The organism is Nocardia sp. CDC159, assembly GCF_023740735.1.
Classification (GTDB): Bacteria; Actinomycetota; Actinomycetes; order Mycobacteriales; family Mycobacteriaceae; genus Nocardia; species Nocardia pulmonis.
Window position 1 is genome coordinate 757689 of the sequence record NZ_JAMRXH010000001.1, and the last position, 23744, is coordinate 781432.

Below are 23744 nucleotides of genomic sequence, written 5' to 3' on the forward strand. Positions count from 1 at the left end.
GGCCGTCGATACTATGCCTCTCGACATAGTTACCACCCGTTTGCCGGATCGCGAGGAGGTGCAATGGGACGACGGTCGACCGCACGGGAGCAAATGCTGAACAGTGCCGCGGCACTGTTCCGGGAGCGTGGCGTCGATGCCACCTCGATGGCCGATGTCGTCGAGCACGCGCACGCTCCGCGGGGTTCGATCTATCACCACTTCCCCGACGGCAAGGCGCAGTTGGCCGAGGAGGCCACCCGGCGTGCCGGTGCGCTGATGGGCTCGATGATCGCGGCGAGCCTGGCACAGGGTGATCCGGTGGCGACGCTGCGGATGGTGGTGGAGTTCTTTCGACAGCAACTGAGCGCCAGCGACTTTCGGGCCGGATGCCCGGTCGCGGCCGCCGCGCTGGAGGGCGGGGACCAGCCACGGACCCGGCAGGTCGCGGGTGAGGCGTTCACCTCCTGGGAGCAGCTGATCGCCGCGGCGCTGTGGCAGCGGGGTTTACCGATGGCGCGGGCCGAATCCATCGCCACGATGGCGGTCGCGGCGATCGAAGGCGCGCTGCTGCTGGCCAAGGCCAAACGCAGCTCCGAGCCACTGGACAACGTCGAATCCGAGCTCAGCGGTTGGGTGCGGGCAATGGTAGGGAGAGAAGGACAGTCATGACACACGGCTCGGGAGGGACGACGCGCTGGGATGTCGTCGTGATCGGAAGCGGCATGGGCGGTTTGACCGCGGCGGCGTATCTGGCCGCCAACGGCAAACGCACGCTGGTGCTCGAGGCCGGTGAGGTGCTCGGCGGCTGCACCCATGTGTTCCGGCGCAAGCAGTTCGAATTCGAAGTGGGTGTGCACTATCTCGGTGACTGCGGTCCCGACGGCGCAATCCCGACCATGCTGCGCGGGGTCGGCCTCGACGATCGGATCGAGTTCCGGCCGATGGATCCCGACGGCTTCGACACCATCGTCTATCCCGAGGTGACGGTGAAGGTGCCGCGCGGCTGGGATGCCTACCTGGCCAACCTCATTCAGGCGTTCCCCGCCGACGCCGCGGGGTTGCGCAAATTCATCGGCGTGCTGCGCGCGCTGGGCGAGGCGACCGACCGCATCACCACCCCGAGCAGTAACCAGGGCATCGCCCGAATGATCGCCTCGGCCGGTCCGGCCGCGCTCTGGGCAATGGTGCCCCTGGGCCGGTTGCTCGACGCCTGCAAACTCGGCAATGCGGCGCGGTCGGTGCTGTCGTCACAGGCGTCGTACCTGTCGCCACCGCATCGCGCCGCCACGATGGTGCATGCGGTGTTCCTGCACAACTACATTCGCGACGGCGGCTGGTTCCCCGCCGGGGGCGGACAGGTATTCGCCGCCCATCTCGCCTCGGTCGTGCGCGCGCACGGCGGTGACTGGCGGACCCACGCCCGGGTGCGGCGCATCCTGGTCGAGCAGGGCCGCGTCACCGGCGTGGAACTCGCCGACGGCGAGCGCATCGATACCGATGTGGTGGTGTCCAACGCCGATATCAAGCGGACCTTCCTGGATCTGGTGGGACGCGACAAGCTGCCGTGGTGGGCGGTGAAGCGAGTCGATTCCTATCGAATGTCGTTGCCGCTGTTCAACGTCTACCTCGCCCTCGACATCGATCTGCGTGGGCGGATGCCGATCACCAACTACTTCAGCTACCCGATCCTCGAACCCTCGGAGAAGGCGTTCGACCTGGCCGAGCGGGCGGGCACGCTGTCCGAGCAGCAGATCGGCGAATTGTACGCGCGCACGCCGGGATTCGTCTCGGTGCAGTCGGTGAAGGATCCGGCCTGCGAGCGCATCGCACCGGCGGGCTACACCAACCTCGAGGTGATGTCGGCCGCACCGGCCGATCCGCGATTCTGGGGTGTGCCGACCGGCCCGTACGACGGCGGCCGATACCGTCGGGAGGCAACGTATCTGAAGCGCAAGGAGGAAATCACCGAGGTCCTCATCGAGCGCGCGGCCGCGATCATCCCGAATCTGCGCGACCACATCGTCTGGCAGGAGGCCGGATCACCGGTCACGCAGGAACGCTACACACTGTCCAGCGGCGGCGTCGCCTACGGAATCGACCTGTCCTGGCACCAATTCGGGCCGTTCCGTCCGATCCCCCGCACCCGCATCAAGGGTCTGTTCCTCGCCGGGGCCAGCAACTCCTGGGGACCCGGCGTCGAAGGGGCGATGGCCTCCGGCGTCGGCGCCGCCGGATGGGTGCTCGGCCGCAACCTCGGTCCCGAGATCCGCCGCGGGCGCGTCTACGGCGACACCGCCGCGCTGCCCGACATACCCGCCGACTGGGACCCCCTCATGGAGGTCGGCGGCCCCGAGCACCAGCGGTTCGCGCCGTCGTCCTCCTGATCCCGATCCAATCCACGCGGCTCCCACCGAAGTTCGAGCGTCCTTCGAACCGAGTCTCTAGCCCGGTGCGGCAGGGTGAGTTCGGGTCGACCCGTACGGGTCGACCCGGACCATCCGGGCGGACCGAGCAGGGAGTTGGATGTGGCGCAGCACACCACCGTGGAACAGAGCTCACCGCTGTCCGTGGGTCCGGACGAGGACACGCCGCGCCGGTTCGCGCTGTCGGCGGTGGCGGGGTCGGACCCGGCCGGGCCGCACGGGGATCTCGGCGCGTTCCGGCACTGGTTCGATCAATGTCACGCGCGCGCGACCATGACGGTGCGCCGGGTGGCGCTCGACGATCTGGCGGGCTGGCATACCGACCCGGACACCGGCGACATCACCCATGACAGCGGCCGATTCTTCACCGTCGGCGGACTGGAGGTGCACCTGACCGGCGCGCCGGTGCCGACCTGGAGCCAGCCGATCCTCAACCAGCCCGAGGTGGGCATCCTCGGCATCCTGGTCAAGGAGTTCGACGGGGTGCCGCACCTGCTGATGCAGGGCAAGGTCGAACCGGGAAACGCGCTGGGACTACAGCTTTCGCCCACCGTGCAGGCCACCCGGTCGAACTACACCCGCGTGCACGGCGGCTCCTCGGTCCCCTACCTCGACATCTTCCGCGATGTCGCGCGGCACCGCGTGCTCGCCGATGTCCGCCAGTCCGAACAGGGCGCGTGGTTCCGGCAGAAACGCAACCGCAACATGGTCGTCGAGGTGAGCGAGGACGTCCCGGAGTTGCCCGGCTTCCATTGGCTCACGCTGGGCCAGGTGCACCGGCTGCTGGCCGTCGAGGATCTGATCAACATGGACGCGCGCACCGTGCTGGCGTGCCTGCCCTTTGCCGGGCCCGCGCTGAGCGAGGCGGTGCCGGTGCCCCGCGACGAGTTCCACGCGGCGCTGCTGGCCTCCTGCGACCCCGACCGCGGCAGCCTGCACAGCATGGCCGAGGTGCTCAGCTGGATCACCGACGTGCGCACCCGCACCGAGGTCGCCACCCGGGAACTTCCGCTGGCCGCCCTGCCCGACTGGCATCGGGTCGACGGTGTGATCTCGCATGTGAGCGGGCGCTTCTTCGACGTCATCGGGGTGCGGGTGCAGTCGCGGACGCGGGAGGTGCCCGGCTGGAGCCAGCCGATGATCGCGGCCAAGGGCACCGGCCTGGTGGCGTTCCTGGTGGCCCGGGTGCACGGCGTGCTGCACGCGCTGGTCCATGCCCGCGCCGAACCCGGCTACCTCGACGTGGTGGAGCTGGCCCCGACCGTGCAGTGCACCCCGGACAACTATCGCGAACTTCCGGCCGCCGCCCTGCCCAGATTCGTGCACGAGGTGCTGTCCGCGCGGCCCGAGCAGATCCGTTATCGCACACTGCTTTCCGAAGAGGGCGGCCGGTTCTACCACTCGCGCAACACCTATACGATCGTCGAGGTCGAGCGTGCCCCGCGCCACGACCACCCCGACTTCCGCTGGATGCCCGTGCATCAGCTGGTGGATCTGTTGCGGCACAGCCACTATGTCAATGTGCAGGCCCGCACGCTGGTGGCCTGCCTGCACAGCCTGACCGCCCGGCCCGCCCGATGAAGGCGCGCGAGCTGGCCGTCGCCGGTGCGCTGGAGTTCGACGTCCCGGGTTTCACCGACGACCGGGGTCGCTTCACCACCCCGCTGGACGCCGAGGCGCTGGCCGCCGAACTGGGCCGCCCGCTGTTCCCGGTGGCGCAGGGCGCCGTGAGCCGTTCCCGGCTGGGCGTTTTCCGGGGGGTGCACTACACGATGCCGCCGCCCGGACGGGCGAAATACGTGTGGTGTGCGCACGGCCGGTGCCTGGACATCGTCATGGATGTGCGGGTCGGCTCCCCCACCTTCGGCGCACACGAGGTGATCGAGCTGGACGGCAATGCCGAGCGCGGACTGTACCTGCCGATCGGCGTCGCGCATGCCTTCCTGGCCCTCGAGGACGACACCGTGATGACCTATCTGCTCTCCGGTGGCTACATCCCGGAGAACGAGCGCGCGCTCGACCCCCGCGACCCGGAGCTGGGGTTGAACCTGCCCGCGGCCCTGGTGCTTTCCGAACGCGACACCGCCGCCCCGACCCTGGCCGAGGCGCTGGCCGCCGACCTGCTCCCCCGCTACGCGGACTGCCTCGCGCTGGAGCCCTGATCCGGGCGGCCGAAATCCGAAGGGGCGGGGCCGTTTCCGGCCCCGCCTCTGGCCGCGGTGATCAGCTCTTCCTCACCCCGATGAACAACCCCCGCCCGAACGGTTCCGGCCGGACGAACTCCGCCGGGCAGCCCGCCGCCTCGAATGCCGCGAGATACTGCTCGCGGGTGAACAGCGCCAGCCGGTGCCGGTCGGTCAGGTGGCGGATGCCGTGCTCGGCGGTCGCGACCAGATACTGCACACTCATCACGACCGCATCCCCCTCGCGAATGGAGTGGGAGAAGCGGGCCACCGCGCCCTCGTCGTCGCGCACCAGATCGGTGGACACGTAGCCGGGCGCGAAAGTGTCCGGGAATACCCAGGGTTCGATCACCACCACCCCGCCGGGGGTCAGATGTCGCCCCAGGGTGGCCAGCGTCCGCGCCAGATCCGGATAGTCGTCCACATAACCGATGCTGCTGAACATGAGAGTGACGACGTCGAAGCTCCGCCCGAGTTCGAAGTCCCGCATATCGCCCTGGTGGACGGTGATCTCGGGGATGCGCCGCTTGGCCACCGCGATCATTTCCGGCGACTGCTCCAGGCCCGCCGCGTCCGGGAATTCCGCCCGCAGGTGCGCCAGGTGACGTCCGGTTCCGGACGCGACGTCGAGCACGGACGCGGCCGTGGGATTGCGGGCCCGGACGAGGTCGGCGATCAGCCGGGCCTCACCCGCGTAATCCTTGCCGCGGTGGGCGTGGATGCGATCGTAGATGTCGGCGAACTCGCCCTCGTACATCAGCGTTCCTCTCGATAGGCGTCGACCAACGCCTCCAGCCTGGGCACCAGCGCGACAGGGGTGGGCAGGGCGTGGATCTCCTCGCGCAACCGCCGCGCGCCCGCGGCGAACGACGGATCCTCCAGCAGGGCGCGCAGGCCGTCGCGCAGCCCCGGGCCGGTGAGTTTGTCCACGGGCACGCACAGTCCCGCCCCCGCTTCCTGAATGCCGTTGCCGCGCACGGCATCCCAGCCCTCGGCGACCATCAGCTGGGGCACCCCGTGCACCTCCGCGGTGGCGCGGGTGCCGCTGCCGCCGAGATGGACGACGGCCGCGCAGGTGGGCAGCAGCGCGTCGAGCGGGACGAAGCCGACCAGCCGCACATTGTCCGGCACCGCGATCGCCACCCGCTCCGGATCCATGGTGGCGATCACCTCGCAGTCCAGCCCGGCCACCGCCTCGAACAGCTCGCCCGCACCGAGCTCGCCGAGCACGGCGTCGAGGTACTCGACCTGCTGCCCATGTGAGCGGTCGGTCAGGCCCAGGGTCATACAGACGCGGGGTCGTTCGGCCGGGGTGCGCAGCCAGTCCGGCACGACCGCCGGACCGTTGTAGGGGATGTAGCGCAGCGACTCGTAGTGCAGCCCGGTGTCCAACCGCATCCTGGGCGGGGTGATGTCCACGGTGAACTGCCCGGTGATCACCTTCTCGTCGAACGACGATCCGTACCGGGACAGCGTGTGCGACAACCACTCCGCGGTCGGATCCTCGCGGTAGGGCTCGGGCAGTTCCGCCGACATCCGCAGCAGGGCCTGCCGGACGCGCAGGGCGACGTCCGGACCCCAGTTGAAGCGGGCGCCGACCGCGCCGGTCACGCGGGCGGCGATGCTCCCGGCGAAGGTGTAGGTCTCGGAGATGATCAGGTCGGGTCGCCAGTCCCGGGCGAACGCCACCATGTCGTCCACCATCGGATCGTCGTTCATCGTGGCCCACATCGCCGCGCTCGCCATGTGCTCGAAGGCGAGAAGTCCGGTGTGCGTCCAGGTTTCGGTGGCCGTGTAGTCGAAGTCACGCACGTGGTCGAGACAGCCGGGGAAGATCGCGTCGAGCACGTCCGGGGCGTACTGGTCGCCGTACCACTCGGCGGGTCCGGCGGTGACAGCGGTGAGCCCCGCGCCGGTGATGGTCGCCGCCATCGCGGGCTGGCTGACGATCCGGACCTCGTGCCCGGCGCCGCGCAACGCCCAGGCCAGCGGAACCATGGAGTAGAAGTGCGTGGGCGCGGCGAAACAGGTCAGCACGACCTTCATGCGGACACCGCCTCTCGGAACTCGGTGGGCAGGGGCGCGACCGGCAGCCGGTCCAGACCGCCGGTGGCCGGTGCCAGCGGGCGGTCGAGCGGGGCGCCGGTGGACACCAGCCGCGGATGGCGGCGCGCGATCGCGGTCAGGACGGCGTCGGCGGTGGCGTACACCACGGGCAGCTCCACCCAGCGCGGCAACGCATCCGGGCGGGTGAGCACGGCCACCTGGCTGTTGCCGGGAATCACCTCCCCGGCCACGGTCACCTCCGCGCCCGTGGTGGTCAGCTGCAACCGCACGGGTGGGTGTGCGGCCCGGGTCCGTTCGACCGCGCCCTCGGTATCCGGCCACCGGCCGTCCGCGAGCAGGGCGGCCGCGGTGCGCGTGACCAGATCGGCGGTGAGCCGCGGCGCGACCACGGCGAGGAAGAACGCCGGGGTGCGGGCGCCCAGCGCGGCGCGCAGGGCGTCGACGGCGGCGAGCATGCGCTCGGTGGCCGCCGCCCGCTGCGGGCACAGCAGGTTGTCCAGCACCGGGGTCGCGCCGAGCAGGTCGTCCGGCTCGGCGCCGAGCAGCTCCGCGTACGCCCTGGCGCACAACAGCTCCGCGGCGGGAACCAGATCGGTCAGCTCGCCGGGCACGGCGGTCACCGCGGGCGCCGGGGTGTCGGCCAGCGCGGCGACGCCCGCCGGGTCTGCGGGTTCGATGTCCTCGGCCGCGACCGCCATCACCCGCGACCCCGTCGGGCGCCAGTCGGCCAGCCCGGTCGAGGCCGCGAACACGGTACCGGCGTGCGCGCCGCCGACCAGCACCGTCCCGGTCGTGCTGTGCGACACCGGATCCGCGATCACCGGCCACCCGTCGGCCGGATGACCGCGCAGCAGCACCGCCAGCGGGTCGCCCGCCGCGGCCCGCACCCATTGCAGCCCGCGCACGAGTTGCATGCGTCGCCGTAGCCCACTGTCCACTCCGACCTCTCTTCCCGAATGTCTTCGCTCTGCTCGGACGCTAACGCGCACGCCTACAGGCCCGGTTGAAGCCGCGTCGAGGCGTATTTCCCCGCACCACACCGCATCCCGATCGGCGTGGTGCGGGGCCGCCCACTCAGAAGCGGGCCAGGATTTCACGCAGCGCGTCGATCACCTTGTGCTGCACGTCCAATGGCAGCGAGGGGTACATCGGCAGCGAGAAGATCTCGTCCGCCAGGGCCTCGGTGACCGGCAGCGATCCCTTGGCGTAGCCCAGTTTCGCGAAGCCGGACATGGTGTGCACCGGCCAGCGGTAGCTGACGTTCAGCTTGATGTCGTAGTCCAGCAGGGCTTCCAGGATCTCCTCGCGCCGCGGATGGCGGACCACGTACAGGTAGTACACGTGGTCGTTGCCGTCGGCCAGCGCGGGCAGGCCGAGTTCGGTGTCCGCCAGGCCCTCGGCGTAGCGGGCGGCGACGGCACGGCGGCCCGCGATGTACTCGTCGAGCCGGGAGAGCTTGCGGCGCAGGATCTCCGCGTGCACCTCGTCCAATCGGCTGTTGTGCCCGGGGGTTTCGACCACGTAGTACCGCTCGGCCATCCCGTAGTACCGCAGGCGGCGCAACCGCTGATCGATCTCCTCCTCGGCCGTGACGACCGCACCGCCATCGCCGTACGCGCCGAGCACCTTGGTGGGGTAGAAGGAGAAGGCGGCCGCGTCGCTCATCGTGCCCGCGATGCGCCCGCGCTGGCGAGCGCCGTGCGACTGCGCGCAGTCCTCCAGGATCTTCAGTCCGTGCTCGGCCGCCAGGCGCCGCAGCGGGTCCATATCGACACACTGACCGTACAGGTGTACGGGCACAATGCATGTGGTGCGCTCGGTGATCGCGGCGGCCACCTGCGTGGTGTCCATGAGATAGTCCTCGGCCCGGATGTCCACGAACACCGGGATCGCACCGACGGCGTCGATCGCCACGACGGTCGGCGCGGCGGTGTTGGATACCGTGACGACCTCGTCGCCGGGGCCGACACCCAGGGCCTGCAGGCCCAATTTGATCGCGTTGGTGCCGTTGTCCACGCCCACCGCGTGCCCGAGCCCGTGGTAGGCGGCGAATTCGTGCTCGAAGGAGCGAGTGCTCTCGCCGAATACGAGTTGGCCGGACCGGAAGACCTTGTCCACGGCGGCGAGGATGTCGTCGCGCTCGCGGTCGTATTCGGGAAGATAGTCCCACACTAGGGTAGCCAAGGGTCAGTCCTCTGCAGTCGGATCGATACGCCCTTTCGGGTCTACCAATGGCGACTCGAACCTGCCTGGAGACCGCACCGGAGCCGCCACGCGGTGGCGGCCGCCCGGCGGCGCCTCTAGCCTGGGACCACCGGGAGGAGAAAGCCGTTGGCACACAACGAGATCAGAACGGCCGTGGTGCTGGGTGGCACGGGCTGGGTCGGCAGACACCTGTGCGCGACGCTGGCCGAGAGCGGGACGCGGGTGGTGGCGGTGGCCCGCAACCGCACCGCGGGACTGCGTTGCGACCGGTTCGCCGCGCTGGATCTGGCCACCGCGCCCGCCGCGGCGACGGCGGCCCTGTTGCGCGAGGAGTCGGCCGAGGTCGTCATCAACGCCACCGACGCCGCGAACGCGACCGACGGGTGGGACCGCACCGAGGCGGAACTGGTGCGGGCCAACGTATCCCTGGTCGAACAGGTACTGACGGCGGTGCGGGCGCAGCCGCGGCCGGTGCGGCTGGTGCACATCGGTACGATGCACGAGTACTCTCCCGCCGCCTTCGGCACACCGATCGGCGAGGCCATGCCGTGCGCGCCCGAATCCGCCTATGCGCGGACGAAACTCGCCGGTTCCCAGGCGGTGCTGGACGCGACGCGGACCGGCGCGGTGGACGCCGTCGTGCTGCGGGCGGTGAATGTGTGCGGGCCGCATCCGTCGCCCGCGAGCCTGCCGGGCAAGCTGGTGGCGCTGCTGGCGACGGGCACGGTGCGGCTGCCGATCGCCGACGCGCACCGGGATTGGCTGGACGTGCGCGATCTGGCGCGCGCCGCGGTGGCCGCCGCGCGGCGGCCGGGCGTGACCGGGGTGGTCAATATCGGCAGCGGCCGAGCGGTGCCGATGCGCGAGTTCGTCGAAACCTTCGTCACCGCCGCCGGTTTCCCGCTGTCGGTGGTGGAGGACACCGCCAGCGAGGTGCACAGCTACGGCGGGTCGTGGCTACAGGCCGACATCCGCAGGGCCGCCGAGGTGCTCGACTGGAAACCGCGGTGGTCGCTGACGGAATCCCTGCGGGACATGTGGGCGGCCCGGTAGCGGACCGCCCGTCCGAGCGTGGCCGTCAGACGACCCGGACGTCCGGGGTGTAGAGGATCCACTTGCCGCCCGCGGCGGTGAAACCGGTTTCCTTGGCCATGATCTCCTGCGCGTGGTTCCACGCGAACAGCAGCGCGTAGTCCGGATACGACGCCGCGAAATCCTCGGCGGGCCGTACCGGCAGATGCGCGCCGGGAGTCAGCCGGTGCTGTTTGGCCGGAGTGGTGTCGCAGACGTAGCTCACCAGGTCCGGGGTGATGCCGCAGTAGTTGGTGACGGTGGCGCTCTTGGCGGTGGCGCCGTAGCCGACGACGGTGGCGCCGTCGGCCTTCAGCTTGCGCAGCAACGCCATCAGCTCGGAGCGGATGACCGCGACCGCGGCGGCGAATGCGGTGAGGGTGGCGGGGTCGTGCAGGCCGCGCGCCGACTCCTCGGCCAGTAGGTCGGCGACGGCCGGGGTCGGCACGCGCGCGCCCGCCCGGGCCAGGGTGTAGCGCACTTCGCCGCCGTGCACCGGCAGCCGTTCGACGTCCACCAGTTCGAAGCCGAATCGCTGGGCCATGGCACGCACGGAGGTGGCGCTGAAGAAGTAGAAGTGCTCGTCGTAGATCTGGTCGAACGAGGTGCGCTCGACGATCTCGCCCAGGTACGGGTCCTCGAATACGAACACCCCGCCCGGGGTGAGCAGCGCGTCCAGCCCCGCGAAAATCGAGTCGACGTACGGGATGTGGCAGAAGGTGTTGGCCGCGTAGACGACGTCGGCCGGGCCGTGGTCGGCGCGCACTGCCCGCGCGGTGCTCGCCTCGAAGAATTCGGTGAGCACGTCGACGCCCTGTGCCCGGGCGTGGTCGGCGACGGCGCCCGAGGGCTCGACGCCGAGATGGCGCACCCCCGCCTTCGCGATCGTCCGGAGCATGATGCCGTCGTTGCTGCCGATTTCCACAATGAACGGATCGGCTCCGGTCAGTTCGTTCTCCAGGAATTTGTTCGCGGTATTCTCGAAATGTTCGCGCATCACAGAGGAACCCGAGGAAAAATACGGATAATCGGCGTGGAACATCTTCGCCCGGGGCACCTCCTCCAGCAATTGGACCATCGCGCACGACTCGCACTGTCCGGCCGCGAGATGATAGAAGAACTCCTCCCCCTCCTGCTCAGGGGCCCGGAACGCATCCGACAGCGGCTGCCGTCCGAGATCGATGAATTCGATAACCGCTTTGCCACAGACTCGACATTCGACCATGTCCCGAACTGTATCCACGCCCGGGCGAGGACCGCTCGAGTCTCACTCGAACCCCTTCGCACCAAACAATTTTGTGGACTAGGATAGCAGCGGACTGAATTTTTTTCCGGCCCGTTCCAACTGGGGAGAAAAGCCTGTATGGACAGCAATGCCGTCGTCGTCGCGGGCCTGACCGTGAACTATCTGGTGGACCCGCGCGGAATAGACGACCCGACACCGGCGCTGGGTTGGCGACTGGTCTCGGCGCACCGGGACATCGTGCAGTCGGCCTACCGGATCCGAGCCGCCTCGACTCCGGAACTCCTCGCACTGGACCGGCCGGACCTGTGGGATTCCGGCCCGGTCGCCTCGGATCGGCAGGTGGACATCGGCTACGAGGGGCAGCCGCTGTCCTCGCGCGCACAGGGGTTCTGGCAGGTCCGGGTATGGACCAACGATGACCGGGAGTCGGCGTGGAGTCCGATCGCCCGGTGGGAGATGGGCCTGCTCGAACCGGCCGACTGGACCGCGAAATGGATCACCGGCGCGTCGCCCGCGGCCCGCGAGCAGGGGCCCCTGCCGATCTTCGCCAAGCGTTTCAGCGTGCCGCCGCAGCGACGGATCGAACAAGCGCGGCTGTATGTTTCGGGCCTCGGCCTGTACGAGGCACGGCTCAACGGCCGCAAGGTCGGTGCGGACGTCCTGACGCCGAGCGTGACCGATTACCGAAAACGCGCCCTGTACAGGACATATGACGTCACCGAACACCTGCGGCCCGGCGACAATGTCGTCGGAATGCTCGTCGGCAACGGCTTTTTCAATGTGCCCGAACGGGAGGGCCGCTACTGGGAGTCGGTGACCTGGAAGAACGGCGTCGCCGGGAGCGGGGAGACCGTCCGGCTGTCCGGTGAACCGAAGGTCATCGCGCAGTTGGAGATTCGCTATGCCGACGGGACCGTTCAGCGGGTGGCCAGCGACTCCACCTGGCGGGTCGACGACGGCCCGCTGGACTTCTCGGGCTATTACGGTGGCGAGGATTTCGACGCCCGCCGCTGGCCGTCCGGCTGGGATCGGCCCGACGGTGACCACTCCGGGTGGCGTTACGCCGACGTTGCCTCCGAGACCCCCGCGACGCTCAGCGCGCAATTCGAGCCCGCTGTCGTCGAGGCGGAGTGGCTGCCCGCGGTCGAGATGTCCGAACCCGAACCCGGCGTATACGTCTTCGATTTCGGCACCGCCTTCGTCGGCTGGCCGCGGATCGAGGTCGAAGGGCCCGCCGGGACGCGGATCGGCCTGTTTCCGGGCTGGTATCTCGACAACGGCCGGGTCAGTCAGAGCGGCATGGTCGGGTGGGTGCCGAATGTGGTTGTGGCCGACCACTATACGTTGGCGGGCGACGGGGTGGAGGCGTGGCATCCGCGCTTCGGCTACCACGGATTCCGGTATCTCGAAATTCGCGGACTGCCGACCCGGCCGAACCTGTCGAGCGTGACCGGCATCGCGGTGCGCGCCGCGGTCGCCGCCACCGCCGCCTTCGACTGCTCCGATCCGCTGCTGAACGCCATCGACCGCATCGCCGAGCGCAGCATGCGCAGCGCCATGATCGCGCCGACCATGCCCACCGACCCCAACCGCGAGAAGGCCGGGTGGCAGGCCGACCGCGGCTTCGCGCTCAGCGGTGTGCACCGCTACGACTTCGCCTCCTACAACCAGGCGATGCTGCGCGAGGTCTTCGACGCGCAACGCCCGGATGGCGACCTGCCCGGCATCGTCCCCGATCCCACCGATTTCTGGTACGACGGCGATATCAACTGGAGCGGCGCGCCGATCGTGCAGGCATACGAAAGCTACCGCCGCTACGGTGACACCGCGGCGCTACGACGCCACTATGCCGGTATGCGGCAGTACTTTCGGCTGCTGCGATCGCGCGAGCGGGACGGCGGCTATCCGCCGGGCGACATCTCGGAGGGCTACTTCGGCGACTGGATGTATCCGGGCCAGCACTGGCAACATCCGTTCGATCCGGACAACGCCCACTTCACCCCGCCCGAGATGACCGAGGCGTGGGGGTACTGGAAGATCGCCACCGCCATGGCGGGCATCGCGGCGGCCCTGAACCAGGCCGACCACGCACTGGAGTACCGCGGCAAGGCCGAGGCGATCGCGACGGTGTACCACCAGAAGTTCTTCGATCCCGCCACCGCCACGTACGGGCGCGGGTCGCAGACGGCCACGGCGCTCGCCCTCGATATGGGCGCGCCCCCGAAGGAATTGCGGGAATCGGTGCTCGCCACTTTGGTCGAGAACATCAGAGCATCCGGAAACCACCTCACCGCCGGGATGATCGGGCTGCCCGCGATCGTCCGCGTCCTCACCGACGCGGGCCGTCACGACGTGCTCTACGACGTCGCCGTCCAAACCAGCTATCCCAGTTACGGATACTGGATCGAGCACGGCGCCACCTCGCTACCGGAGAGCTGGGAATGGAACGGCCGCGAAGGCGTGGCCGACCTGAACATCCTCGGCGGGTTGCCCTCGTGGTTCACCCACGGCCTCGCGGGAATTCGGCAGGACCCCGACGCGGTCGCCTTCGATAGAATCCGCATCGCCCCCGCCCTCGTCGGCTCGCTCACGACGGTGTGCGCGACCCTGCGAACCGTGCGCGGGGAGATCGTCAGCCGCTGGCACCGCGACGGCAGCGCGGTCGAACTGGAGGTCCTCATTCCGGCCAACAGCACCGCCACCGTCGTGGTGCCCCTGCTGCGGCCGGACGCGGAGATCACCACTTCCACCGCGGCGCAACGGGTCGACCGGAACGACAGGCATGCCACCTACCGAATCGGTTCCGGCACATGGACATTCACCCAGCGCTGAGCCGTCACGAACCCGCGTTCAACCGGTCGGCCTCCGCGATGGCACTGGCCAGGCTGCGCTCGACGAACCGGAGCAGCACCCGCAACTCCTGCTCGGTGAAATCGGCCAGGTCGGCCTGGGTGCGGGCGATCAGTCCCGCGTAGTAGGAACCGGCTCGCTCCAGACCCTCGGGGGTCGGCACGACGACAACCTTGCGCCGGTCCTTGGGGTCGGGCGCGCGGGTGACGCAGCCCGCCGCCTCGAGTCGGTCGACCATCCGCGTGGCCGAACCCGCGGTGAGCCCCACGCGGGCGGCCAGCGCACCGGGCGTGGTCGGCCCGCCCTGCTGCAGGACGTGCAGACAGTGGAAGTCGGTCATGACCACGCCCATCCGGGCCGCGACCAGGCTGTTGATCCGGATCACCTGCTGAATCCAGTCCGGCAGTAGCTCCAACAACGCGCTGACCTGCGGTTTTTCCTGCTGCCCCATAGTCATGTGACACGACCCGATTCGTTGAAGTATCCTTGCGTCGCACAACTTTCACGCGCCACAATATTTCTAGTACACAATATCACCGCCACACAATAGTGCGGTGAGCAGCAGTCGCGCCACGCCAGGTCGCTCGCGACCGCAGGATTTCCAAGGAGTTGGTCCTACTGTCTGGACGAACGCACGTTCCCCGCCTGCAGGCCACATTCGTCCCCGCCGAGAACGCCTTCGCCTGGTGGGGACCCGACGATCTGGACGCGGCCCTGCGGGAGCACGGCCTGCCCGGCGGACGGACCACGACCTGTTCGCTGGCGGCGCCCGAGGGCGGCACGGTCGTCGCCGCCGACCGGGACGTCCGGCTCGTCGACCTGAACGAGGCGATCGCCGCCCTCAACGGACTGAACCGGCGGGCCAAGGTCGGCAAGTCGGTCAAGAACTGGCAGGAGGCCGCCCGCCTGGTGGACGGCGACAGCGAGGCCAAGGACCCCGACTTCGCCGAGCTGGCCACCCGGATGCCCATCGCCGCGCACGCGGTGACGAATCCGGAGGGGACGGCGGTCGCCGCCCCGGCGGCGCTGCTGACCCAGTTCCGCCGGGCGGCGAACACCACCGCCACCCTGGCCACCACGGCGGTGGATGCCCAGCTGCGCCCCTATCAGATACACGGTGTGGCCTGGCTCAGCTCGCGTCTGGACCTGGGCGCGGGCGGGGTGCTGGCCGACGAGATGGGCCTCGGCAAGACGCTGCAGGCCATCTGCCTGCTGGCCATCCGGCGCTCCGAGCGCCCGCATCTCGTGGTCTGCCCGACCTCGCTGATCGGCAACTGGCGGCGCGAACTCGCCCGCTTCTCCCCCACCACCCCGGTGCTGCGCTACCACGGCGGCAATCGCGACCTGCCCGAGCGCTTCGAACCGGGCACCGTCGCCATCACCAGCTATCCGGTGCTGCGCAACGACAAGCGGCTGCTCAACACCGCCTGGGACATCGTCGTTTTGGACGAGGCCCAGCAGATCAAGAACCCGGAGGCACAGGTCAGCAAGGCCGCCGCGCGGCTGACCGCGACCGTGCGGATCGCTATGACCGGCACCCCGGTGGAGAACCGTCTCGACGAGCTGTGGTCGATCTTCCATGTCACCAATCCGGGCCTGCTGGGCAGCCGCGGCCGGTTTCGGCAGCGCTTCGTCGCGCCGATCGAACAGCGCCGTTCCGCACCCGCCGCGGCCGCGCTCAATGCCCTGGTACGCCCGCATATGCTGCGCCGCACCAAGGATCTGGTCGCCGCCGAACTGCCGCCCAAGCAGTACACCTCGATGTACTGCACCCTCACCGACGAGCAGGTGCGGTTGTACCGGGAGGCGGTGGACCGGGCGTTCAGCGAGGGCCTGGGCGCGGGCATCGGGCGCAGCGGCCGGGTGCTGGCCCTGCTGACCTCGCTCAAGCAGATCTGCAACCATCCGGCGCAGTACCTCGGGGACGAGGCGGCGGGTCCCGGCCGATCCGGCAAGTTCGACCGGGCCACCGAAATGCTGTCGGAGATCGTCGACGACGGCGACCGCGCCCTGGTGTTCACCCAGTACCGCACCATGGGCGAACTGCTGTCGACGGCGTTCGGCGAGACGCTGGGCACCGGCCCGATTCCGTTCCTGCACGGCGGACTGTCCGGCGACAAACGCGACGAGATGGTCCGGGCGTTCCAGGAGGACGACGATTCGCCGCCGGTGCTGCTGCTGAGCCTGCGCGCGGCCGGATTCGGGCTCAACCTGACCCGGGCCGCGCATGTGATGCACTACGACCGCTGGTGGAATCCGGCCGTCGAGGAACAGGCCACCGACCGCGCCCACCGCATCGGCCAACAGCGCACACTCAATGTGTACACGCTGATCTCCGGCGGCACGATCGAGGACCGCATCGCCCAGATGCACGACACCAAGCGCGGTTTCGCCGATATCGTCGTCGGCGGCAACACCGAGGCCGCGCTCGCCAAGATGTCCGACGACGAACTGCACGCCATCGTCGACCTCGACCTGGGAGCGATCTCCTGATGCCACCCGAATTCGGTGCCACCCCCTGGGGGCGCTCCTGGACCCGCACCATCGAGAAGACCACCGCCGCGGGCCCGAATCCGTTGCTGCCCAAGGCGCGCAGCATCGCCCGCAATCACGGCGCCACGCTGACCATCGAGGTCGGGGTGGTCACCGCGAAGGTCGTCGCGTCGGGCGCCGAGGCCAATGTGCGAATCGAGCTGCCGCCGTGGTCGGAGGAGACCGAGAAGGACGCCGAGCGCCTGATCGGAAAATCGCTGGCGGCCAATCCGGGGCTGGCCGCCGGCGACCTGCCCGACGGTCTGGAGGCCGACTTCACCGCCGCGGGAATCACTTTCGCGGTTCCGCTGGACGAGCAGGTCGCGACCTGCGACTGCCGCACCCGCAAGCGGCCGTGCGTACACATCCTCGCCACCCTGTACGCGCTCTCGATGCGGGTCGACGAGCGCCCGCGGCTGGCGGTGGAGCTGCGGATGGACAGTGCCGCGGTGGCGGAGGCGGGCGACCCGGACTGGATCCCGCTGACCGAGTTGGATCCGGGCGCCTTCTACGGCTGACAGGAGGAGGCCCGGTCGCGTGCGGGGACAGCGACCGGGCCTCGACTCACGCCGTGATGCCGAGGGCGTGGGTGAAGAAGCCGGTCGGATCGTAGGCGGCCTTGATCCGTTGCAGGCGAGGGTAATTGCCCTTGTAGTACAGGTCGTGCCAGGCCAGCCCGGAGCTGTTCCAGTGCGGATCGGCCAGATCGGTGTCGGGGTAGTTGATATACGACCCGTCCGCCTGCCCGTTCAGATCCGGGACACCGCCGCTGCCCGCGTACAGATCGCGGTAGAACGATCGGATCCAGGCGATATGCTCGTCGTCGCGGTCCGGGTCGGTCCAATTGTTCAGGTAGAACGCCTTCAGCACCGAGTCCCGCTGCGCGGTCGCGGTGGCATCGGGCGCCACCGCCGACGCCTGCCCGCCGTACGCGGCGAGAATGACTCCGGCACCGGGGTTGTCGTACGCGTCATCGGTCAGATGGCGATGAATGACATCGATCTGCTCGTCGGTGTAGCGCCGCCGCAGATAGGCCGCCTTGCACTTGGCCCGCTGCCCGTACACGTCGCCGCGCAGCCGCGGCCACAGCATCGACCGCAGCCATGGCCGCCGCTGCACATCGTGGCGATACTCCACCCCGACACCGTCGTTGAGCGCATCGAGGTAGTCCGACAGCATCTCCGCCGCGCCGTCGGCGTCCGCGTCGACCTGGGTGAGCAGGGCGATGGTATCGGTCTGCGCGCGCAGCACCGTGAGGATGGAGAACAGCGCGTTCTCGGCGATGCCCGGCGCGCTGTGCCGCTCGTGCCAGCGGCCGTGGTTGGCCAGCAGGCGGCGGAAGGACTCCGGTGTCAGATCCGACCACGACCAGAACGTCAGGCCGTCCAGCACCTCGGCGGGCGGCCGCGGCAGCAGCTGGGCCGGATCGTCGCCCGCGGCATTCGGCGAGCGCATCCAATACTTGGTGACCACACCGAAATTGCCTCCACCGCAACCGGTATGGGCCCACCAGAGATCATGGTTCGGATCGCCCGGATCACGAGTCGCCACGACGATCCGCGCCCGGCCCGCCGCGTCCACGGTGACGACCTCGACCGCGTACAGGTGATCGACGACGCATCCGTGCGCGCGGGTCAGCGGGCCGTAGCCGCCGCCGAGGATGTGCCCGCCCGCGGCGACCGAATACTCCAGCCCGGCCGGGATGGCGACGCCCCACCCCTTGAGCAGACCGCGGTAGACATCCCCGAGCAGCGCGCCCGGCTCGATGGCGAACGCGCCCATCCGCGGGTCGTAGTCCACCCGGTTCAGCCGCGAAAGGTCGAGCAGCACTTCGGTTTCCGCCGAGTCGACGAAGTCCTCCAGACAGTGCCCCCCGCTGCGGATCGCCAGGCGCGCGCGGGTATCGGCCGCCGCCTGCACCGCCGCCACCACCTCGGCGGCTGTGCCCGGCACGTGGACGAGGCGCGGCGTGCACCGGAAGCGGCCGTTGGCGGCCGTGGTGACCTCGGCGTAGCGGGGGTCGTCCGGAGTGATGGCGGTGCGATCGAGGGTGCCGGTCATCGGGGCACCAGATCCATCGGCAGCTTCTTGGCGCCGTTGAAGTCCTTGGGGTCGTGGAACACGATCTCCTCGTCCTCGGCCACCCGGAAGTCCTCCAACCGCTCGAGCATGCCGGTCAGCGCGATCCGGACCTCCTGGCGGGCCAGCGGCGCGCCCAGGCAGAAGTGAATGCCCTTACCGAAGGCCAGATGTCGCGCCTGTTTGCGGTGAATGTCGAACACATCCGGTTCGGCGAATTCGGCCTCGTCGCGCATGGTCGAGATCAGCGACGCGCTGACCAGCGACCCCTTCGGAATCCGCACGCCGCCCAGCTCGACGTCGGTGAGCGCGCGCCGGTCCACCCACACCAGCGGGGACCGATACCGCATGACCTCCTCGATCGCCGGGCCCAGCAGCGCGGGCTCGGCGCGCAACTGTTTGATCAGATTCGGATTCTCGTCCAGGCACAGCAGCGCGTTGGTGAGCACGGTGCTCGTGGTGAGATGCCCGGCGATGAGCAGTAGCGCGAGGAATCCGATGATCTCGTAGTCGTCCAGCCTGCGACCGTCCAGCTCCGCGTCCAGCAGGTCGCGAATCAGACCCTCCTGACCGGAGCGGCGATAGCTGTCGACGTGGCTGAGCAGATACTCGTTCATCTCCCGGATGAACGGCGCCATCGCGGCCACGCCCTCCTCGCTGAACAGCGCGTCCACGCCGTTGTCGACGAGCAGGGCATCCGCCCACTTGCGGAACAGGTGCCGGTCGCTCACCGGCAGGCCCACCACCTCGGCGATGACGATCACCGGCAGCGCGGCCGCCAGCTCGGCGACGATGTCGACCCGCCGCCGGCCGCGCTCGAGCATCGCGTCGAGCAGTTCCGCCGCGACCTGCTCGACTCGGGGCACCAGACTCTGCACGAACTTCGGCGTGAATCCCTGGCTGACCAGTCCCCGCAACTCCCGGTGCCGCGGCTCGTCCATGGCTTGGAAGTTGCCCTTGCGGAAGGCACGCAGTTCCTCGTTGTCGGGAATGAACTCGGTGAGGTCGTTGGAGAAGACCTCCGAATCGGAGATCACCCGCAGCCCGTCGGCATAGCGCAGCACCTCCCAGCGGCCGGTCGGCTCGTCGAACCGGACCGGCTCGTGCACGCGGCGGTACGCATAGTCGTCCATCATCGTGCGCAGTTTCGGGGGAATATGCGGACCGCCCATGGATCAGGCCTCCTGGATGAGTGCGAGCGCGAGCTTGCGGTAGAACGCGAGCACGCCGGGTTCTTTGGGGCTCAGATGCCCCTGTTGCAGAAAGCGGGAGCCGAGCGTGCGCTGCACCGCCTCCAGGCCGGTCCGGTCCTCGGCGTTGATGACGCTGGTGATCGACTCGACCTCCTTGCGCATCACCTCGATGTCGACATGTTCGAGCGCCTGGCGGGGAACGAGGGTGCCGCCGCGAACCTGGGTGCGATCCAACGAGATCGGAATGATGCTGATCCACGCCACGGTCTCGCCGAAGGTCGCCACCGCGCCGCCCGGGAAGAGCCGGAAGCTGTACATGATGGAACGCTCGGCCTCGGTGAGCGGCAGGATCTTCGCCTCGAACGGGCTGCCCGTTCCGCTGAGCAGCCGCGTCACCCACTCGGAGTCCTGGTACACCGTCATATCGATGCCGCCCGTCATCAACGGGCGCACCGTCTCCGGATGGAAGCCGATGGCGTGGTAGTTCTCGTACCCGTTCTCGACCGCGACCTTCCAGTTGCAGGCCCACTCCTCGGTCCAGTGGTTCACCTGGACCATGTCGTCGAGCCGGTAATTGGTCATCTCGGTCTCGGCGACGGCCAGATCCGGTTCGAACGAGCGGGCCTCGGCGTCGAGGTTGACGAACACCAGGCCGTGCCACTCGCGCACCGCGAAACCGGGCAGGCGGCAGGTGGCCGGGTCGAAGTCGGGGTTGTCGCGCATATAGGTCGCCGCGCGCAGCGAGCCGTCCAGGTTGTAGCGCCACAGGTGGTAGGAGCAGGTGAAGTCCTTCACCGTGCCCTCGCCCGGCTCCACCAGCGGCATCGCCCGGTGGCGGCACACCGGCGACATGCCGTGCAGCTGCCCGTCCTCGCCGCGGGTGATCGCCACCGGCTCGCCCGCGATGGACAGCGCCACATAATCGCCGGGCGCGGTCAGCTGATCGGTGTGCGCGACCATGATCCAGGAGCGGTTGAAGATCCGCTGCCGCTCCAACTCGTACACCTCGGGCGAGGTGAACATCTGCGGCGGCAGACTCAGCGCGGGCGGATCGGGCTCCGCATACGCGCGCACGGCGGCCAGCAGTTCGGTCGCCGACTGGTCGGGTGCGGGCCCGGGACGAATGGTTGTGGTCACTGCGGTCTCCTTGCGGGTCACTCGGTGGGCGGCAGGGCGCCGAGCGCCGCCCACGCGGCGTCGTCCATCCACGGCGGAATACCGACCTCGCCGTTGGTGCCCTTCTCGACGAAGGCGATATTGCGGTAAGCCCGCACCGCCACGACATCCCGCTGGGTCACCGTCGGGGTGCCGCCGGGGGTGTGCTCGTGGTGATGCAGGTCGTCCACCAGCCGCTTGATCAGGCCGATGGACGTGTCGGGGCCCGCCGACGGGCCCGCGGTGCCGCCCATGCTGGGGATGTAGGCGGTCATCATGTCCTCGATGACGTAGAGCCCACCCGGCTTCACATGCGGGAACAGCGCGTCGAACGAGATCCGCACATGCTCGTTGTGGTGGCTGCCGTCGTCGATGACGATGTCGAACGGCCCGTACTCGCGCGCCAGCGCGGTCAACGCCCGCGGATCGCTCTGGTCGCAGACCAGCGCGGTCTGCCGAGGCTCGTTCAGCGCGGACTTGTCGAACAGGTCGATTCCGAACACCTGGCCGCGGTGGAAGTAGCGCTTCCAGGTCCGCAGCGAGCCGCCGCCCAGGTCGCCGTCGAAACCGCCGATGCCGATCTCGAGAATGCGCACCGGCTCGTCGCGGTACGGGGCGAACTCCCGTTCGTAATGCCCGGTGTACCAGTGGAAACTGGCCCACTTGTCCGAACCGGACGCCGCGCACAGCGCGCCCAGATCGTCGCGGGGGATGCTCAGCCCGGTCATCAGCGCGCCCGAGGCCAGGCTGGTCGAGGCGACCAGGCCGGGCAGCCGGGACAGATCCTCGGGGCGGGTCGGCAGGAAGACGTCGCTGAAGTCCCCGGTGCGGCGCTGATCCGGGCGGCCGTAGAGGCGGCGGACCAGATGCGTCAGCGACATGCCCAGCTCGCGGCAGATCTCGGCCGGTGTCTCGCCGTCCCAGCGCGTGATGCGCTCGCCCCCGACGCAGTGGAACAGCACGCGCCGCACCTCGGTGTCGTGAGTGACGTCCAAGGCGATGTGCACCGGCTCCGGATTGGCCGGAACCGAAGCGCGGAACAGGATTTCGTCGACCAGGGCGGCGAGCACCGCGTCCACGCCCGCTTCCTTGGCCAGCACGGAGATGTCCGCGTCCGAGGCCGTGCCCGCGCGCAGCAGGCGGTCCAGGAGCGCGGTCACGACTGCTCCGCCCGCTTGTTCCAGACCACCAGCCGGTCGAAGGCGTCGGGGCTGGCCAGCGGGATGACCTCGAACTTCAGATGCGGGCTGATCGGGTTGTCGTAGAGCACCCGCAGCAGTTCCTCGTGTGAGGCCACGTCGTAGATATTGAGCCCGCCGGACGCACCGACCCGGATCCAGCTGTGCCGAATAATGCCCTTCTCCACCAGGTTTCGCGTGTAGGCGAAGCCCTCGCCGAGACGCTCTCGGAACTCCTTCGCCTCGCCCGGGGCCGGGGCCTGCGTGGCCAGAACGGCGAACAACGCCATGATTGCTCCTTCGCTTGTCGGTACTGTCAGTGCGTCTGCCGGGCGCCGTGGCGGGCAGCGGCGGCGACCAGGGTTTCCACGACCTCGCCCGGGCTGGGTTCGGCGCGCATCCGGTCCCGCAGGGCCAGGGCCCCGGAGCGGAACGCGGGCTCCTCGAGCAGTCGGATCACGCCCTCCCGCAACCGGTTTCCGGTGAGCTCGTGCGGTGGCAGGAACAGGCCCGCGCCCAGGTCGGCGAGCCGCTGGGCGCGATAGACGTTGTCCCACATGCCCGCGACCACCAACTGCGGCACGCCGTACACCGCTGCGGTCGACCAGGTGCCCGCGCCGCCGTGGTGGACGATGGCCGCGCAGGTGGGCAGGAGAGCGTGCAGCGGCACGAAATCCACCACCCGCGTGTTGTCGGGTATCTTGCCGACCTCGGCTGCCTGGGCCTCGTTGAGCGTGGCCACGATCTCCACGTCCAGATCCGCGACCGCGTCGAAGAGTTCACCCGGGGAGATCAGGTTGGGGTAGGCCATATCCCGCGAGGTGATGCCCAGGGTCAGGCAGATCCGGGGCCGCACCGGCGTTTCCCGCAGCCAGCCGGGCACCTCGGATACGCCGTTGTAGGGCACGTACCGCATGGGCACGATCTCCTCCGCGCCGGGCACCCGCACGCCCTCGGGCATCTGGTCGATGCTGAAATGCCCGGTGACGACCCGCTCGTCGTAGTCCAGGCCGTGCCGGGCCAGGGTCCAGGTCAGCCACTCCTCGAGGGCGTCGTCGCGCCGCTCCGGCGGCGATGCGGCGGTGTCCGCGCGGATCGCGTCCCGCATCCGGCCGAAAAGGTCGGGCCCCCACAGCAATCGGGCGCCCGCGGCGCCGCAGGCCCGGGCGGCGATCCCGCCCGCGAAGGAGAACGGCTCCCAGATCACCAGATCCGGCTGCCACCAGCGGGCGTAGGCGACCAGGTCGTCCACCATGGAGTCGTTGTTGGCCTGGGCATAGAACGTGGCGGTGAGCAGGACGTTGGCGGCCTTGCGGTCGCGCGGCCCGCCGCGCTCGCCGGTGAAATCGATATCGCGGTAGAAGCCGGTGAGCTCGGCCCCCAGCTCGCGCACGATCTCGTGGTGGGTGTGGTCGGCGCCGACCGGGACGGCGGTCAGCCCGGCCTGCGTGATCGCCCGGGTGAGCGCGGGCTGACTGGCGAAGCGCACCTCGTGTCCGGCCGCGCGCAGCGCCCACGCCAGCGGCACGGTCCCGTTGAAGTGTGCCTCCACCGCCAGGGACGTCATGAGTACGCGCATG

20 protein-coding genes are annotated in these 23744 nt (G+C 69.4%); 8 read left to right on the top strand and 12 right to left on the bottom strand.

All coding sequences use genetic code 11. The annotated features are described in order from the left end of the window. Positions 1-63 precede the first annotated feature (63 nt). The 4 genes from NDR87_RS03690 (at position 64) to NDR87_RS03705 (ending at position 4567) form a co-directional block, all read left to right on the top strand. The gene (locus NDR87_RS03690; RefSeq protein ID WP_251908764.1) at positions 64-651 is read left to right on the top strand and encodes a TetR/AcrR family transcriptional regulator; all 588 of its coding nucleotides are present in this window, start codon (positions 64-66) and stop codon (positions 649-651) included. After that, positions 648-2366 (top strand): NAD(P)/FAD-dependent oxidoreductase, encoded by a 1719-nt coding sequence (locus tag NDR87_RS03695; RefSeq protein WP_251908763.1) that lies wholly within the window; start codon positions 648-650, stop codon positions 2364-2366. Before NDR87_RS03690 ends, NDR87_RS03695 begins: the two co-directional genes overlap by 4 nt. Before the next feature lie 141 nt (positions 2367-2507). After that, a complete protein-coding gene (locus tag NDR87_RS03700; RefSeq protein WP_251908762.1) occupies positions 2508-3986 on the top strand; it encodes an NDP-hexose 2,3-dehydratase family protein in 1479 nt (492 codons plus the stop codon). Next, complete coding sequence (locus NDR87_RS03705) at positions 3983-4567, top strand: dTDP-4-dehydrorhamnose 3,5-epimerase family protein (protein WP_251908761.1); 585 nt, start codon at positions 3983-3985, stop codon at positions 4565-4567. The genes NDR87_RS03700 and NDR87_RS03705 overlap by 4 nt, the downstream gene beginning before the upstream one ends. A gap of 61 nt (positions 4568-4628) precedes the next feature. On the opposite strand, the gene NDR87_RS03710 is transcribed toward NDR87_RS03705, so the two are convergent. The 4 genes from NDR87_RS03710 to NDR87_RS03725 all read right to left on the bottom strand — a co-directional run bounded on the left by NDR87_RS03710 (position 4629) and on the right by NDR87_RS03725 (position 8839). Then, entirely contained in the window at positions 4629-5345 is a 717-nt protein-coding gene (locus NDR87_RS03710) for a class I SAM-dependent methyltransferase (RefSeq protein WP_251908760.1), read from the bottom strand. After that, positions 5345-6634, bottom strand: a complete 1290-nt coding sequence (locus tag NDR87_RS03715; protein ID WP_251908759.1) for an activator-dependent family glycosyltransferase — start codon at positions 6632-6634, stop codon at positions 5345-5347. The genes NDR87_RS03710 and NDR87_RS03715 overlap by 1 nt, the downstream gene beginning before the upstream one ends. After that, positions 6631-7569, bottom strand: a complete 939-nt coding sequence (locus NDR87_RS03720) for a hypothetical protein (protein ID WP_251908758.1) — start codon at positions 7567-7569, stop codon at positions 6631-6633. The genes NDR87_RS03715 and NDR87_RS03720 overlap by 4 nt, the downstream gene beginning before the upstream one ends. A 160-nt stretch (positions 7570-7729) precedes the next feature. Beyond that, positions 7730-8839: a DegT/DnrJ/EryC1/StrS aminotransferase family protein gene (locus tag NDR87_RS03725; RefSeq protein ID WP_251908757.1), complete on the bottom strand. Its 1110-nt coding sequence runs from the start codon at positions 8837-8839 to the stop codon at positions 7730-7732. Between the two features lie 147 nt (positions 8840-8986). On the opposite strand from NDR87_RS03725, the gene NDR87_RS03730 reads away from it, so the two are divergent. Next, entirely contained in the window at positions 8987-9913 is a 927-nt protein-coding gene (locus NDR87_RS03730) for an NAD(P)-dependent oxidoreductase (RefSeq protein ID WP_251908756.1), read from the top strand. A gap of 25 nt (positions 9914-9938) precedes the next feature. Here the strand turns inward: NDR87_RS03730 and NDR87_RS03735 are convergent, their stop codons facing one another. Then, the gene (locus NDR87_RS03735) at positions 9939-11156 is read right to left on the bottom strand and encodes a class I SAM-dependent methyltransferase (protein WP_251908755.1); all 1218 of its coding nucleotides are present in this window, start codon (positions 11154-11156) and stop codon (positions 9939-9941) included. Positions 11157-11294: 138 nt separating this feature from the next. Here NDR87_RS03735 and NDR87_RS03740 point away from each other — a divergent pair, with 138 nt between their 5' ends. Then, positions 11295-14009, top strand: coding sequence for a family 78 glycoside hydrolase catalytic domain (locus tag NDR87_RS03740; protein WP_251908754.1), 2715 nt, complete (start codon positions 11295-11297; stop codon positions 14007-14009). Between the two features lie 4 nt (positions 14010-14013). Here the strand turns inward: NDR87_RS03740 and NDR87_RS03745 are convergent, their stop codons facing one another. Further along, complete coding sequence (locus NDR87_RS03745) at positions 14014-14484, bottom strand: MarR family winged helix-turn-helix transcriptional regulator (RefSeq protein ID WP_251908753.1); 471 nt, start codon at positions 14482-14484, stop codon at positions 14014-14016. A 152-nt stretch (positions 14485-14636) separates the two neighbouring features. Between NDR87_RS03745 and NDR87_RS03750 the strand changes: the two genes are divergently transcribed. Continuing rightward, entirely contained in the window at positions 14637-16520 is a 1884-nt protein-coding gene (locus tag NDR87_RS03750; RefSeq protein WP_251908752.1) for a DEAD/DEAH box helicase, read from the top strand. Beyond that, positions 16520-17077, top strand: a complete 558-nt coding sequence (locus NDR87_RS03755; protein ID WP_251908751.1) for an SWIM zinc finger family protein — start codon at positions 16520-16522, stop codon at positions 17075-17077. The genes NDR87_RS03750 and NDR87_RS03755 overlap by 1 nt, the downstream gene beginning before the upstream one ends. Before the next feature lie 46 nt (positions 17078-17123). On the opposite strand, the gene NDR87_RS03760 is transcribed toward NDR87_RS03755, so the two are convergent. From NDR87_RS03760 to NDR87_RS03785, 6 genes are read right to left on the bottom strand one after another with little or no spacing between them, the layout of a single operon-like run. Beyond that, entirely contained in the window at positions 17124-18620 is a 1497-nt protein-coding gene (locus tag NDR87_RS03760) for an FAD-binding oxidoreductase (RefSeq protein ID WP_251908750.1), read from the bottom strand. Next, on the bottom strand, positions 18617-19810 hold the full coding sequence (locus tag NDR87_RS03765; RefSeq protein WP_251908749.1) for a cytochrome P450: 1194 nt from the start codon (positions 19808-19810) through the stop codon (positions 18617-18619). The genes NDR87_RS03760 and NDR87_RS03765 overlap by 4 nt, the downstream gene beginning before the upstream one ends. Positions 19811-19813: 3 nt before the next feature. After that, complete coding sequence (locus NDR87_RS03770) at positions 19814-20968, bottom strand: aromatic ring-hydroxylating dioxygenase subunit alpha (protein ID WP_251908748.1); 1155 nt, start codon at positions 20966-20968, stop codon at positions 19814-19816. Positions 20969-20985: 17 nt separating this feature from the next. After that, the gene (locus NDR87_RS03775) at positions 20986-22146 is read right to left on the bottom strand and encodes a class I SAM-dependent methyltransferase (RefSeq protein ID WP_251908747.1); all 1161 of its coding nucleotides are present in this window, start codon (positions 22144-22146) and stop codon (positions 20986-20988) included. Beyond that, positions 22143-22454 (bottom strand): muconolactone Delta-isomerase family protein, encoded by a 312-nt coding sequence (locus NDR87_RS03780; protein WP_251908746.1) that lies wholly within the window; start codon positions 22452-22454, stop codon positions 22143-22145. Before NDR87_RS03780 ends, NDR87_RS03775 begins: the two co-directional genes overlap by 4 nt. Before the next feature lie 26 nt (positions 22455-22480). Further along, positions 22481-23743, bottom strand: a complete 1263-nt coding sequence (locus tag NDR87_RS03785; protein ID WP_251908745.1) for an activator-dependent family glycosyltransferase — start codon at positions 23741-23743, stop codon at positions 22481-22483. Between the last annotated feature and the right edge of the window lies 1 nt (position 23744).

Bases quoted from the DNA above. Each gene is read 5' to 3' on its own strand.
- NDR87_RS03690 (WP_251908764.1), top strand. From the start codon at position 64: ATGGGACGACGGTCGACCGCACGGGAGCAAATGCTGAACAGTGCCGCG.
- NDR87_RS03695 (WP_251908763.1), top strand. From the start codon at position 648: ATGACACACGGCTCGGGAGGGACGACGCGCTGGGATGTCGTCGTGATC.
- NDR87_RS03705 (WP_251908761.1), top strand. From the start codon at position 3,983: ATGAAGGCGCGCGAGCTGGCCGTCGCCGGTGCGCTGGAGTTCGACGTC.
- NDR87_RS03710 (WP_251908760.1), bottom strand. From the start codon at position 5,345: ATGTACGAGGGCGAGTTCGCCGACATCTACGATCGCATCCACGCCCAC.
- NDR87_RS03715 (WP_251908759.1), bottom strand. From the start codon at position 6,634: ATGAAGGTCGTGCTGACCTGTTTCGCCGCGCCCACGCACTTCTACTCC.
- NDR87_RS03720 (WP_251908758.1), bottom strand. From the start codon at position 7,569: ATGCAACTCGTGCGCGGGCTGCAATGGGTGCGGGCCGCGGCGGGCGAC.
- NDR87_RS03735 (WP_251908755.1), bottom strand. From the start codon at position 11,156: ATGGTCGAATGTCGAGTCTGTGGCAAAGCGGTTATCGAATTCATCGAT.
- NDR87_RS03740 (WP_251908754.1), top strand. From the start codon at position 11,295: ATGGACAGCAATGCCGTCGTCGTCGCGGGCCTGACCGTGAACTATCTG.
- NDR87_RS03745 (WP_251908753.1), bottom strand. From the start codon at position 14,484: ATGACTATGGGGCAGCAGGAAAAACCGCAGGTCAGCGCGTTGTTGGAG.
- NDR87_RS03755 (WP_251908751.1), top strand. From the start codon at position 16,520: ATGCCACCCGAATTCGGTGCCACCCCCTGGGGGCGCTCCTGGACCCGC.
- NDR87_RS03760 (WP_251908750.1), bottom strand. From the start codon at position 18,620: ATGACCGGCACCCTCGATCGCACCGCCATCACTCCGGACGACCCCCGC.
- NDR87_RS03765 (WP_251908749.1), bottom strand. From the start codon at position 19,810: ATGGGCGGTCCGCATATTCCCCCGAAACTGCGCACGATGATGGACGAC.
- NDR87_RS03780 (WP_251908746.1), bottom strand. From the start codon at position 22,454: ATGGCGTTGTTCGCCGTTCTGGCCACGCAGGCCCCGGCCCCGGGCGAG.
- NDR87_RS03785 (WP_251908745.1), bottom strand. From the start codon at position 23,743: ATGCGCGTACTCATGACGTCCCTGGCGGTGGAGGCACACTTCAACGGG.